General features: G+C 60.8%; 16 protein-coding genes and 1 pseudogene. 3 read left to right on the top strand and 14 right to left on the bottom strand.

What is annotated here, in order from left to right; translation table 11 throughout:
* The first annotated feature begins 269 nt into the window (after window positions 1–269).
* Window positions 270–926, top strand: a complete 657-nt coding sequence (locus PMX70_RS00180) for a helix-turn-helix transcriptional regulator (protein WP_271742456.1) — start codon at window positions 270–272, stop codon at window positions 924–926.
* Between the two features lie 122 nt (window positions 927–1,048).
* Here PMX70_RS00180 and PMX70_RS00175 read toward each other — a convergent pair whose 3' ends face one another.
* Window positions 1,049–1,426 (bottom strand): RidA family protein, encoded by a 378-nt coding sequence (locus tag PMX70_RS00175; RefSeq protein ID WP_035137477.1) that lies wholly within the window; start codon window positions 1,424–1,426, stop codon window positions 1,049–1,051.
* 298 nt (window positions 1,427–1,724) lie between these two features.
* On the opposite strand from PMX70_RS00175, the gene PMX70_RS00170 reads away from it, so the two are divergent.
* Window positions 1,725–4,220, top strand: a complete 2,496-nt coding sequence (locus PMX70_RS00170; protein WP_271742455.1) for a U32 family peptidase — start codon at window positions 1,725–1,727, stop codon at window positions 4,218–4,220.
* A 15-nt stretch (window positions 4,221–4,235) separates the two neighbouring features.
* Window positions 4,236–4,895 (top strand): RluA family pseudouridine synthase, encoded by a 660-nt coding sequence (locus PMX70_RS00165; RefSeq protein WP_231501551.1) that lies wholly within the window; start codon window positions 4,236–4,238, stop codon window positions 4,893–4,895.
* Between the two features lie 117 nt (window positions 4,896–5,012).
* Here the strand turns inward: PMX70_RS00165 and PMX70_RS00160 are convergent, their stop codons facing one another.
* The 13 genes and pseudogenes from PMX70_RS00160 to rplD all read right to left on the bottom strand — a co-directional run bounded on the left by PMX70_RS00160 (window position 5,013) and on the right by rplD (window position 12,447).
* On the bottom strand, window positions 5,013–5,759 hold the full coding sequence (locus PMX70_RS00160; RefSeq protein ID WP_117775841.1) for a DeoR/GlpR family DNA-binding transcription regulator: 747 nt from the start codon (window positions 5,757–5,759) through the stop codon (window positions 5,013–5,015).
* Between the two features lie 3 nt (window positions 5,760–5,762).
* On the bottom strand, window positions 5,763–6,842 hold the full coding sequence (locus tag PMX70_RS00155) for a Gfo/Idh/MocA family protein (RefSeq protein WP_271742452.1): 1,080 nt from the start codon (window positions 6,840–6,842) through the stop codon (window positions 5,763–5,765).
* 483 nt (window positions 6,843–7,325) lie between these two features.
* Window positions 7,326–7,631 carry a 50S ribosomal protein L24 gene (rplX, locus tag PMX70_RS00150; protein ID WP_099432059.1) on the bottom strand — a complete coding sequence of 102 codons (306 nt, stop codon included), beginning with the start codon at window positions 7,629–7,631 and terminating at the stop codon, window positions 7,326–7,328.
* Window positions 7,632–7,644: 13 nt separating this feature from the next.
* Window positions 7,645–8,013: a 50S ribosomal protein L14 gene (gene rplN / locus PMX70_RS00145; RefSeq protein WP_006235041.1), complete on the bottom strand. Its 369-nt coding sequence runs from the start codon at window positions 8,011–8,013 to the stop codon at window positions 7,645–7,647.
* A 118-nt stretch (window positions 8,014–8,131) separates the two neighbouring features.
* Complete coding sequence (gene rpsQ / locus PMX70_RS00140) at window positions 8,132–8,392, bottom strand: 30S ribosomal protein S17 (RefSeq protein ID WP_006235040.1); 261 nt, start codon at window positions 8,390–8,392, stop codon at window positions 8,132–8,134.
* Window positions 8,393–8,408: 16 nt separating this feature from the next.
* Entirely contained in the window at window positions 8,409–8,624 is a 216-nt protein-coding gene (gene rpmC / locus PMX70_RS00135; protein ID WP_006235039.1) for a 50S ribosomal protein L29, read from the bottom strand.
* Between the two features lie 86 nt (window positions 8,625–8,710).
* Window positions 8,711–9,127, bottom strand: a pseudogene (gene rplP, locus PMX70_RS00130) (50S ribosomal protein L16); the annotation flags it as partial.
* Window positions 9,127–9,837 (bottom strand): 30S ribosomal protein S3, encoded by a 711-nt coding sequence (gene rpsC / locus PMX70_RS00125; RefSeq protein ID WP_006235037.1) that lies wholly within the window; start codon window positions 9,835–9,837, stop codon window positions 9,127–9,129. The pseudogene rplP and the gene rpsC, both read right to left, overlap by 1 nt.
* Window positions 9,838–9,843: 6 nt before the next feature.
* The gene (rplV, locus tag PMX70_RS00120) at window positions 9,844–10,215 is read right to left on the bottom strand and encodes a 50S ribosomal protein L22 (protein ID WP_006235036.1); all 372 of its coding nucleotides are present in this window, start codon (window positions 10,213–10,215) and stop codon (window positions 9,844–9,846) included.
* Between the two features lie 14 nt (window positions 10,216–10,229).
* On the bottom strand, window positions 10,230–10,490 hold the full coding sequence (rpsS, locus tag PMX70_RS00115; protein ID WP_006235035.1) for a 30S ribosomal protein S19: 261 nt from the start codon (window positions 10,488–10,490) through the stop codon (window positions 10,230–10,232).
* A gap of 32 nt (window positions 10,491–10,522) precedes the next feature.
* Window positions 10,523–11,353 carry a 50S ribosomal protein L2 gene (gene rplB / locus PMX70_RS00110; protein ID WP_138113074.1) on the bottom strand — a complete coding sequence of 277 codons (831 nt, stop codon included), beginning with the start codon at window positions 11,351–11,353 and terminating at the stop codon, window positions 10,523–10,525.
* 179 nt (window positions 11,354–11,532) lie between these two features.
* A complete protein-coding gene (rplW, locus tag PMX70_RS00105) occupies window positions 11,533–11,820 on the bottom strand; it encodes a 50S ribosomal protein L23 (protein WP_022094197.1) in 288 nt (95 codons plus the stop codon).
* Window positions 11,821–12,447 carry a 50S ribosomal protein L4 gene (gene rplD / locus PMX70_RS00100; protein ID WP_006235032.1) on the bottom strand — a complete coding sequence of 209 codons (627 nt, stop codon included), beginning with the start codon at window positions 12,445–12,447 and terminating at the stop codon, window positions 11,821–11,823.
* Window positions 12,448–12,463: the final 16 nt, after the last annotated feature.

Genomic DNA, 12,463 nt, shown 5'->3' with positions numbered 1-12,463 from the left:
GCATATCGTATTAAAGATGATTCTCATTCTCAATAATAATTTTTTGTTATCAGACTATTCTTAAGCTGAGACAATGCATTTCCGCAGGTCAGGAAAGTGTCCGGTCAAAATAACATCTAACTTTTCTTTTGGTCAACCGTTTACCGCCAAAATCCTACCGCTCGTCTGTATTACGCAATGTACCTGCGAATATGCGAGTCAATAGACACCGTGTTACCATGAGAAAAAATTGTTATGAACATTCCCGATTTCACCCAAAGGAGTTGCCCGTGAACGAGACCATACGCCGCTTTTTGCCGATGGTCGATTTCCTGGAGCAGATACTCGGTAAGAACAGCGAGATCGTGCTGCACGATTTCTCGGATCCCGACCACGCCATCGTCGATATTCGCAACGGCATTGTGAGCGGCCGTAAGGTCGGCGGTCCCGCCACCGATCTGGCGCTCAAGATCATGCACGACCCCAAGTATCGCGACCTGCCGTTTATTACGGGCTACGAGGGCCGCGGCGCCGGAGGCAAGACGCTGGAGTCCGCGACGTTCTTTATCCGCGAGGATGACGAGATCGTCGGTATGCTCTGCGTCAACACCGACCTCTCGACCGTACGCTCCATAAACGCCATGGCGCAGCAGCTCATGGCGTGCTTCGACGCAGCGCCGACGCGCACGGAGCCCGCCCCTATCGAGGTCGAAAGCCTTTCGGAGTCCACCCAGGAGCTCATCGACCGCAGCATTGCCGAGTTGCTGAGCGCGCGCGGGCTGGATGTAGCGTCGCTTGGTCAGAGCGACCGCGTGGACGTCATTCGCCACCTCAACGGCAACGGGGTGTTCATGCTCAAGGGCGCCGTGGCCTGCGCTGCCACCGCGTTGGGCATCTCGGAGCCCAGCGTGTACCGCTACCTGCAAAAAGTCCGCAAGGAGGGCTAAACGTGATCCCTTGGGGACGAAGGGAAACGGATCATTTTTGTCGCATCGCTTGACAAAAGACCCTGCAGCTCGCACGCGCTGCAGGGTCTTTTTGCATGTCATGTTTAGTTGTTACCAACACCTTAGAGAGCGGCGACAACCTCGATCTCGACCAGACCGCCAGCCGGAAGGGCGGCAACCTGGAAAGCGCTGCGCGCGGGGAACGGAGCCTCGAACTTGGAGGCGTAAATCTCGTTCACGGCGGCAAAGTCGGCGATGTCGGCCAGGTAGACCGTGGTCTTGACGACATCGGCAAACGTGGCGCCGGCAGCGGTCAGCAGGGCCTCGACGTTAGCAAGGGACTGCTTGGCCTGGGCCTCGACGCCCTCGGGCATCTTACCGGTTGCGGGGTCGATGCCCAGCTGGCCGGACAGGAACACCATGTTGCCAGTCTGGATACCGGGGGAATACGGGCCGATGGCTGCGGGTGCGTTATCGGAAGACACGACGGTCTTGCTCATGTTTTTCTCCTTACAAGTAAAAGGGAACGGGAGCGCGGCGTTCACACCGGGAGGCACAGTTCGGTCTGAACACCGCGCTTGATTGGGATAGTACTCAAGGTTTCCGCGCGATGCAAGATTATTATCACGTTGCGAGAATATTTTATCGTCCAACGGTTTCCCCGGACCGCTGAACGGTTCTCATGTGAAGCAGCCAGTCCAAGCTGCTGAAGACTTTATCCCGCTTAGAGCACGGGCATCGCCTGCCGCGACGGCACCACTATACTTTTGAGTATCTGAGCATTTTGAAAGGCAGGATATGACCGCAACCGCCAGTCGAACCACCAACCGCAGACCCGAGCTTTTGGCGCCCGCCGGAGGCCCGGAGCCCTTTGCCGCCGCGCTCGCCGCCGGGGCAGACGCCATCTACTGCGGCATGGGCAGCTTCAACGCCCGCCGCAAGGCCACCAACTTTACCGACGAGGCCTTTGAGCAGGCCTGCCGCGCCGCGCATCTGGCCGGCTCGCGCGTCTACGTCACGGTCAACATCGTCATCAAGGAATCCGAGATGAGCGATGCGCTGCAGCTCATCCATCGCTGCTCCACGCTGGGCGCCGACGCCTTCATCATCCAGGACTGGGGCCTGTTCTTTGAGGTCAAGCGCACGATGCCCAGCATCGAGACGCATATCTCGACCCAGGCAAACATCCACGACGACCGCGGAACCCTTTGGTGCCGCGAGCAGGGCGCCGACCGCGTGACCCTCTCGCGCGAGCTTTCCATCGACGAGATTGCCGCCATTCACGATGCCGCGCCCGATGTGGACCTTGAGGTCTTTAGCCATGGCGCCATCTGCTTTTGCTACTCGGGTCTGTGCCTGCTGTCGAGCTTTGCCATGGCGGGCCGCTCGGCCAACCGCGGCATGTGCGCCCAGCCCTGCCGCCTGCCCTACGAGCTGATCGACGAGAACGGCCGCACGCTCTCCCCCGCCGGCCGCGAGCGCGCGCTGTGCCCGCGTGACACCAACACCTCGCAGCTTGTTCGCCGTCTGTATGACGCCGGCGCCGCGTCGCTCAAGCTCGAGGGCCGCATGAAGGCGCCCGATTACGTGTACTCCATCGTTGATGTGTATCGTCACGAAATTGACGACATGCTATCCGGAGCCACCGTTGCCAAGGACGAGGAAGCCGCCCGCCAGCGCCAGCTCAAGCGCTGCTTTAACCGCGACTTTACGCACGCCTATCAGGACGGCACCTCGGGCGACGAGATGATGAGCTATGAGCGTTCCAACAACCGCGGCCAGATCGTGGGCACGGTGCTGGGCAGCCGCCCGGCCAACCGCGATGTGCGCGGCCTCAAGCCCGACGACCGCCGTCGCCGCGCCGCCATCGCCCGCATTGAGCTGTTTGAGCCCGTGGGCAAGGGCGACCTGCTGGAGCTTCGCCACGATAACGAGTTTGACCAGTTCCTGACCACCATTGCCGCCGATGATGCCGCTGCCGGCGATGTTATCGAGTGTCGCGTGCCCCGTAGCATGCCCGAGGGCTGCCGCGTCCGCGTGATTCGCAGCCAGCGTGCCATCGACGCCGCCGGCGCCGCGCTCAAGCGCGATGTGCTGCGCCGCCGCGCTGTTGATGTGTCCGTCGTGGCGCGCCTGGGCAAGCCGTTTACTGTCACACTCACCTGCTGTGACGACCCCGCGCTCACCGCCACCGCCACAGGCTTCACCGTCGAGGCCGCCAAGACACGCGCCGTCGATGCATCCGATCTGGTTGAGCACGTCGGGCGCATGGGCTCCTCTCCCTTTGAGGCCGCGAGCTTTGACGTGGCCCTCGACGAGAGTTGCGGCATGGGCTTTTCCGCCGTGCACAAGGTGCGCGCCGCCGCTTGTAAGGCGCTGGAAGAGGCCATTCTGGCACCGTACGAGGAGCGCGCCCGCACGCTCGAGCTACCGGCGATTGTCACCAATGATTCCCGCCCCGCGCCCGAGCACTACCGCGATGAGCCGCAGATCTGCGCTACCGTCACCTCGCTCGAGGCCGCCGAGGCCGCTCGCGCCGAGGGTGCAACGCGCATCTACATGACCACCGACGCACTCGATGCGGCCGAACTCTCCCCCGCCGATACGTTTGAGCAGGGCATCGTACCCGTGCTCGATGAGGTCTGCCGCGCCGTTGACCACGTCCGCGTTGACCCATGGGTTGTTGCCGGCGCCACGGTCGCTATTGGCAACATCTCTGAGCTTGCCCTGGCCGCCCAGGTTGGCGCCACGGCCGAGATTCGCTCTTGCCTGCCGGTGCACAACACGCCCTGCATGGAGGCGCTTGCCGAGCGCGGAGCCGGTGCGTTTTGGCTCTCGCCCGAGATCACGCTCGACGAGATCGTCTCGCTCGGCGCCGCCGCGCCCGCGGCTCTGGGCATCACCGTCTTTGGCCGCCCGCGCGTCATGACAAGCGAGCATTGCATTCTGCAGGTTGCCAACGGCTGCATCCACGATTGTGCCAACTGCCGCCTGCGCGCCCGCAAGCTGTCGCTCAAGAATATCGACGGCAAGGTCATGCCGGTGCGCACCGACATCCACGGCCGCTCACGCCTGTACGACGCCTACCCCATCGACCTTACGCCCCAGGTACCACAGCTGCTCGACGCCGGCGTCCGTCGTCTCATGGTGGACGGAACGCTGCTCGAGGCCGATGAGATTGGCCGTGCCGTCGCTCGCGTCCGTCGCGCTGTCGAGGCGGCTCAAGCCGGCCGCAAGCCGGCCGCCCGCCTGCGCGGCGCCACCTCGGGCTGCATGTTTGTGGGAATTAGCTAACCGAAAGGTTTACACGTGAACGAAGAACCTCAAGTCCTCTATTGCGACGCCTGGCTCATGGCCATCGACAAGCCCGCCGGCATGATCGTCCACGGTGACGGCACCGGCGAGCGCACACTTACCGACTACGCCAGCGACCTTTTGCTGGCGATGGGCGACGGCTTTGCCGCGACCGACATGCAGCCGCTCAACCGCTTGGACCGCGACACCACCGGCGTGGTGCTGTTCTCGCTCGACAAGCAAACGCAGCCCGCCTTTGACCAGATGATCATCGACCACGCGTTCGAAAAGCACTACCTGGCGCTCGCCGAGGGAAAGATCGACTGGAACGAGAAGCTCATCGACAAGCCGATCGCCCGCGACCGCCACGATAGCCGCAAGATGCGTGTCGGCGCCAGCGGAAAGCCCTCTCAGACGCGCGTCAAGGTGCTCAAGCGTCTTAAGAGCCGCCGTGGCCTGCCCACGCGCTCGTATATCGATGTCGAGTTGCTCACCGGCCGCAAGCATCAGATTCGCGTGCACCTGGCGAGCGAGCGTCATCCCCTGGTTGGCGACGACCTGTACGGAACGCCGCGTCCCTGTGGCCTGATGCTCCACGCCCACAGCGTGTCCTTCACGCATCCCGTAACCGGCGAGCACATCCACATCGAAGCCCCCTGCCCCTGGGAGCCCTAAAACCCGCCAAATAGGGACAGGTTTATTTTGGCAGGTTTTATCCGGGCAAACGTCAAAACCGCCACGAAGGTGCCTGTCCCCTTCGTGGCGGTTTTAGCCTTAGCCCGTCCCCTGCTGTTAGACCGTGATGACGTTATCCATTGCCCGGTACTTGGCGGGCACCTCGCCTGCGGTAATAATCGTTGCGTCGCGGAAGTCCGCGAACTTGACGGGCGCCACCATGCCAAATTTACTGGCGTCCGAGATTACGAAGCGCTTGGCCGTATGGCGCATCGAGATACGCTTTACTTGCGCCTCCTCGATATCGGGCGCTGTGAAGCCCTGCTCGGCGGCAATGCCGTTAGAGCCCCAAAAGCCACAGTTGAAGTTGTAGCGGTCTAAGGTTGCCAAGGCATCGGGGCCAACGAGCGCCTCGGTCTCGGGTTTGAGCTCGCCGCCCAGCACCACGGTACGCATGCCGCGCAAAGCAAGGCGTTGAGCATGGAGCACGGAATCGGTCACATAGGTGACATCTTCAAGGTGTGGAAGATGCTCGATGAGCCTGAGCGTCGTCGAGCCCGAGTCGATGTATACAAAGCTCTCAGGCTCCACAAGCGCCGCCGCACGGGCGCAGATACGCTCCTTGTCATCGTTATGGAGGTCGCTGCGCTCATTAAGCGTTAGGTCGCGCGTCACGTGCGCGCGCTCAAGACTCGTCGCCCCACCGTGGACCTTGGCGATGCGGTGCGCTCGGTCGAGCGTCTGCAGGTCGCGCCGAATGGTAGACGCCGTCACACCCAGGGCTTCGGCAAGCTCTGGCACAGTAACCGAGCCAGCCTGCTGCACCATCGACACGATCGCGTTGAGCCTATCTTCCGCAAGCATCGCTTACTCCTCCTCAGGGTACACGACTCCCCAATCGGCGCGGAGCTTGGTCATCAGCTCCATAACATCGGAAGCATAGCCCAGAAGCTCGCGCTTGGAGTCGTCGCCGGCAACGACCTGCTCAAGATCGGCCATCTCATAGCAAAGGGCGTAAGCCTCGGTGCCGGCGTGGACCTCCTCGCGGTGGCCATCCGCAGTCCACACGATGGCCGCGTGGTCGGCACGCGGATACTCGTTGACCTCGATATAGCACTTATCGAAGCTAATGACCGAGCGCTTGGGTTGCTTGGAGTGGAGCGTAAGGCTCACAACACCCAGCTGCTGCTCTGCATTACGGCAGACGATGCCGCCCGCAACGTCAACGCCGGTCTCGCAGGTGTTGCCCAGCGAAATGACCTCAGTGGGCTGGCTTGCCATAAAGAAGCGCATGACGGACAGGGCATAGACGCCAATGTCGAGCATGGCACCACCAGCAAGGTTACGATTGTAGAAGCGGTTGGTCAGGTCGCCGTACTCCTTGTAGCTGCCAAAGTTGAGCTGAGCGAGGTTCATGCGGCCAAAGTCGCCCGCATTCATGCGACGGCGCAGCTCCTGGTACAAGGGCATGTGAAGCACCGTGGTGGCGTCCATAAGGACGACGTTGTGCTCGTCGGCGATGGCACGCGCCTCGTCGAGCTCAGCGGAATTGAGGGTAATGGCCTTCTCGCAGAGCACGTGCTTACCAGCTGCCAGAGCGGCTCGCAGGTAGGTAATATGCGTGTTGTGCGGCGTGGTGATATAGATCGCGTCGATGTTCGGATCGGCATAGAGGTCCTCGACCGTTTCATAGACCTTCTCGATGCCATACTGCTCAGCAAAAGCCTGAGCCTTGGACAGCGTACGGTTGGCGACGCCCGCAAGCTTGCGGCCGGCAAGAGCGAGAGACTGGGCCATCTGGTTGGCGATAACGCCGCACCCGATCACAGCCCAGCGAAGCTCGGGAGCCGTAAAGATATCATCAGGGAATGGCTTGTCCTGGACCGAAGCGAACGCTGCTTTTGCGGCTGCCGCGGAGTCGAGTGGAGCCTGTTTGGAATCTGCCATATGTGCCTCCTGAATCATCGGAAGTCCTTCATTTCTAATAACCCTATATTCGCACAATTGCGCGCGTATCTGCTCGTGTTTGCGTGCTTATTTGCGTATCGGTCATTATTTAGCCATAGTTGTCAGATGTTTGCGCGGCTATGCGCATTATCGCGCAAGGCATGCGCGTAAATGCGCATGCGACGATCCTTGTGAAACATAAAGGGGCGGAGCACCGAAGCCAAAAAACAGAGCCAGCTGTATTACTTCACCCCTCTGGGGGCACCAGACATCAAAGGACCGTCCCAAACTGCCGGCACATAGAGTCTGCCCCCCAACGACCGGTCATTTAAGTCTGTCCCCAATAAATGGTCCCCAATGAATGCCAAGCGACTTCCGCTCATTTAAGTCTGTCCCCAATGAGTACCCAATGAGTAGGGATAGAAAAAGGCCCGGGTGCCTTGGCATCCGGGCCTTTGCTAGCAACTTGATGTTGCGGGCAGCTTAGAACTTGTGGCCGCACTTCTTGCAGACGCGCAGCTTGTTCTTGCCGTCCTTCTCGTGACCGACGCGGGTAACCTTACCGCACTCGGGGCAGACGAGATTGACGTTGGAGGCGTCGATGGGAGCCTCCTGCGAAACGATGCCGCCCTGCTGGTTGGCAGCGTTGGGCTTGACGGCCTTCTTGACGACCGAAACGCCCTCGACAACGACCTTGTTCTCGGCGGGGAGAGCACGCAGGATAACACCCTGCTTGCCGCGATCCTTACCAGAGAGAACCTGGACCTTATCGCCCTTCTTGATATACATATATCTCCCCTAACTACAGGGTCTCGGGAGCGAGCGAGACGATCTTCATGTACTTCTTGTCACGAAGCTCGCGAGCGACGGGCCCGAAGATACGGGTGCCGACGGGCGAACCATCGTTGTTGATGACAACGCAAGCGTTCTCATCAAAGCGAATGTAGGAGCCATCCTTGCGGCGGATCTCCTTAACGGTGCGAACGACGACGCAACGGACAACGTCCTTCTTCTTGACGTTGGCGCCAGGGGTAGCCTCCTGGACAGCACCGATGAACACATCGCCGATGCCTGCATAACGACGCTTGGAACCGCCAAGCACCTTGATGCAGCGAATCTTGCGAGCGCCGGAGTTGTCGGCGACGTTCAGCATGGTTTGCATCTGAATCATGGTAGATGTTCCTCCGAACTAAGAACCGAAGAGAGGTGCGCAGCCTTTATGCGGCTCGTGGTATGCAAGCCAGGCATACGCACATCTTCGGAAACGTACAAGTCGTAAGAGCGACTGCTTATTTAGCGCGCTCGACGACCTCGATGAGGCGCCAACGCTTCATCTTGGACATAGGACGGGTCTCCATAACGCGGACGGTGTCGCCCACGCCAGCCGTGCACTCCTCGTCGTGAGCGTGCAGCTTCTTGGAGCTGGTCATCATCTTGCCGTACTTGGGGTGACGCTTGCGCTCGGTGATGGTGACAACAATGGTCTTGGCACCGGAGACGGAGGTAACGACACCCGTACGGACCTTACGCGAGTTACGCGAATCAGTCATGTTCTCTCCTTAGGTCCTACTCGGCGACAGCGGACTTCTCCGCTGCGATCTCGCGGGCGCGCTGCTCCGTGAGGACGCGAGCGATGTCCTTCTTCACGGTGTTGACGCGAGCGGTGTTGTCCAGCTGGCTGGTGGCCATCTGGAAACGAAGGTTAAAGAGCTCGGCGCGCATTTCCTTCAGCTTCTCAACGAGCTGAGCGTCCGAGAGCTCACGAATCTCTGCGGGCTTCATTAGTTCTCCTCCTTGGCGGCGGCGGCGTCCTCAGCAGCCCACTTGGCCTCGAGAGCGGCCTCCTCAGCCATCTCCTTCTCGATGCGCTGCTCAGCGTTCTTAGCAGCAACAATCTTGGTCTTGATGGGAAGCTTGTGCTGTGCAAGACGCAGAGCCTCGCGAGCGACCTCCTCGGGCACGCCCTTGACCTCGAACATGATGCGGCCGGGCTTGACGACGGCCACCCACTCCTCGGGGTTACCCTTACCAGAACCCATGCGAGTCTCGGCAGGCTTCTTGGTGATGGGCTTATCGGGGAAGATCGTGATGTAGACACGACCGCCACGCTTCATGTAGCGGGTCATTGCAATACGAGCGGCCTCGATCTGACGGTTGGTGATCCAATGGGCCTCGAGAGCCTGGATACCAAACTCGCCGAAATGCAGCTCGGTATTACCCTTGGCCTGGCCCTTCATGGAGCCACGCTGCACCTTGCGGTGAAGAATACGCTTAGGGGCAAGCACTACTGACCCCTCCTCTCGGAGTTACGACGACGAGGACGGGAAGAGCCCTCGAGTGCAGGGTTGGGAACAGGCTGGCCCGGGAGCTTCTCGCCCAGGTAGATCCAGACCTTCACGCCGCAAGCGCCCATGGTGGTGCTGGCGACGGCCGTGCCGTAGTCGATCTTGGCACGGAGGGTGTGCAGAGGCACACGACCCTCACGGTACCACTCACGACGGCCCATCTCGGCACCGCCGAGACGACCGGAGCACTGGATACGGATGCCCTTAGCGCCGGCCTTGCGGGCGGACTGGACAGCCTTGCGCATAGCGCGACGGAAGGCAACGCGGCCCTCGAGCTGCTCGGCGATAGACTGAGCAACGAGGTTGGCGTCGAGCTCGGGGCGCTTGATCTCGACAACGTCGACGGAGAGCTGGCCCTTGGAGACGCCAGCGACCTTCTCGAGCTCGGTGCGGAGGGTATCGATCTCGGCACCCTTCTTACCGATGACAACGCCGGGGCGAGCGGTGAGGATGATGACCTTCACCTTGTCGCCAGCGCGCTCGATCTCGACGCGGGAGACAGCTGCGCGGGAAAGACGCTTCTCGAGGTACTTGCGGATCTCGAGATCGTTACCGAGGGTCTTAGCGTAATCCTTCTCTGCGAACCAGCGGGAGCGCCAGTTCTCGGTGATGCCAAGACGGAAGCCGGTGGGGTAGACTTTCTGACCCATACAGCTTTACGCCTCCTTTCGAGGAGCAACGACGACGGTGATGTGGGAAGTACGCTTCAGAATGCGAGAAGCGGAACCCTTGGCGCGGGGACGGATGCGCTTAAGCGTCGGACCCTCGTCAACATAGGCAGCGGCGACAACCAGATTGTCGGCACGCAGACCGTTGTTGTTCTCGGCGTTCGCAACGGCGGAACGGAGAACCTTCTCGACATCCACGGCGACGGCGCGGTCGCAGAAGTGGAGGATGTCGAAGGCCTGAGCGACAGGCTTGCGGCGGATCAGATCGACCACCAGGCGGGCCTTGCTGGGGGAAACACGCACGTACTTAGCGACGGCGCGAACCTCGGTGGCCTCAGTTTCAATAGACTTAGTTGCCATTTACGGTTAACCCCCTATTTGGCCTTGTGGCCACGGAACGTACGAGTCGGCGCGAACTCGCCGAGCTTGTGACCAACCATGGACTCGGTAACATACACGGGCACATGCTTGCGGCCGTCGTGGACGGCGATGGTGTGACCAACCATCTCGGGGAAGATGGTGGACGCGCGGGACCAGGTCTTCACGACGTCCTTCTTGCCAGCCTCGTTCATCGCGGTGATACGCGAGAGAAGGCGAGTCTCCACGAACGGGCCCTTTTTGAGACTTCTGCTCATAAGTGCTTTCTCCTAAAACTCGGTATCCGAAATTACTTCTTACGGCGACGAATGATGTGCTGGTTCGAGACCTTCTTCTTCTTGCGCGTACGAAGGCCCTTCGTCGGCTTACCCCAGGGGGTAACAGAGGGACGACCAGAGGTGTGGTTCTTGCCCTCGCCACCGCCGTGCGGGTGGTCGACAGGGTTCATGACGGTACCGCGGACGGTCGGGCGCACGTTCATGTGACGCTTACGGCCGGCCTTGCCGATGACGATGTTGGAGTGATCGGCGTTGCCGACCTCACCGACGGTAGCGCGGCAGGTAACGAGGATGCGGCGCATCTCGGAGGAAGGCATACGGACGATAGCGTACTTGCCCTCCTTACCCATCAGCTGGCAGGAGTTACCGGCGGAACGGGCGATAGCAGCGCCCTTGCCCGGCTGGAACTCGACGGCGTGGATGAGCGTACCGACGGGGATGTCGGCGAGGGGCAGAGCGTTGCCCGGCTTGATGTCGGCGTCAGAACCGGACATGACGGTCTGACCGACCTCGAGGCCCTTGGGGGCAAGGATGTAGCGCTTCTCACCGTCAGCGTAGTGCAGCAGAGCGATGCGAGCGGAACGGTTCGGATCGTACTCGATCGTGGCAACCTTGGCGGGCACGCCGTCCTTGTTGCGCTTGAAGTCGATCACGCGGTAACGACGCTTCACGCCGCCGCCCTGGTGGCGGGTGGTGATACGGCCGTTGTTGTTACGACCGGCCTTCTTGGGCAGGGGCTCGAGAAGAGACTTCTCGGGCTTGGTGCAGGTGATCTCGGAGAAGTCGGAGATCGTCTGCCAACGCCTACCAGCGGAGGTCGGCTTAAGGTGCTTTACAGCCATTACAATCCCTTTCAATAGGAATCCGTTAGCCATCACAGACAGGGATTCGAGGTTCTGCCTCGGGTGCGATGACACCGGACGTATACACGGCTCCGGGCGTGTCCATTTTATACGCCCAAAACCTTGAGCTCCCGCCTCCCCTATTTGGGAGGCATGAGCTCACTCAACAGCAGCGAGTCTTAGGCCTGGTTGCCAAAGACCTCGATGGTGTCGCCCTCGGCCAGCGTGACGATGGCCTTCTTCCAAGAACGGGTCTTGCCGGCGACATAGCGCACGCGCTTGGTCTTGGGCTTGACCGTCAGGGTGTTCACGCGAACGACCTTGACGCCGAAGATCTCCTCGACAGCGTCCTTGATCTGATACTTATTAGCATCCTTGGCGACCTCGAACGTGTACTTGTTCAGCTCCATGCCGGAGAAGGAACGCTCGGACACGATCGGACGGATGATAATCTCGTGGGCGGTCATTTATGCAAGCACCTCCCCGAAGTGAGCGGCGATGTCGGCGGGCATCAGCACGGCGTTGTTGTTGACGAGATCGTAGGTGTTGGCCTCGTCGGCAGTGATGATGAACGTCTTGGGAATGTTGCGGAACGACAGGTAGGCGTTGACGTCCTCATCGCGAACGATGATGGTCAGACGCTTGCCCTCAAGGCCGAGAGCCTTGAGCATGGCAACGGCAGCCTTGGTGGAAGGCTTCTCGAAGCCGTAGTCGTCGACGAGCACGAGCTCGCCATCGGCCAGCTTGGCGGACAGCGCGGAGCGCATAGCCAGCTTGACCTCCTTGTTGTTCATACGCTTAGCGTAGGAACGGGGCTTGGGGGCGAAGACAACGCCACCGTGACGCCACTGGGCAGCACGGATGGAACCCTGGCGGGCACGGCCGGTGCCCTTCTGACGCCAAGGCTTCTTGCCGCCACCGGAAACCTCAGAGCGGCCCTTAGCGGACTGGGTGCCCTGACGCCAAGAGGCCATCTGGCACTTGACGATGTGGTGCATAACGTGGATGTTCGGCTCGATGCCGTACACCTCAGCGGCGAGCTCGGCCTCGGCGACCTTCTTGCCCTCGCTGTTCTTTACTTCAAACTTTGCCATTTAAGTGTTCTCCTTG

Origin of the sequence: Collinsella aerofaciens, assembly GCF_028206795.1 — a bacterium.
In the GTDB taxonomy this organism is placed as follows: domain Bacteria; phylum Actinomycetota; class Coriobacteriia; order Coriobacteriales; family Coriobacteriaceae; genus Collinsella; species Collinsella aerofaciens_AX.
The sequence above is the reverse complement of the archived record's forward strand: the minus strand, read 5'-3'. Positions and strand labels throughout refer to the sequence as shown.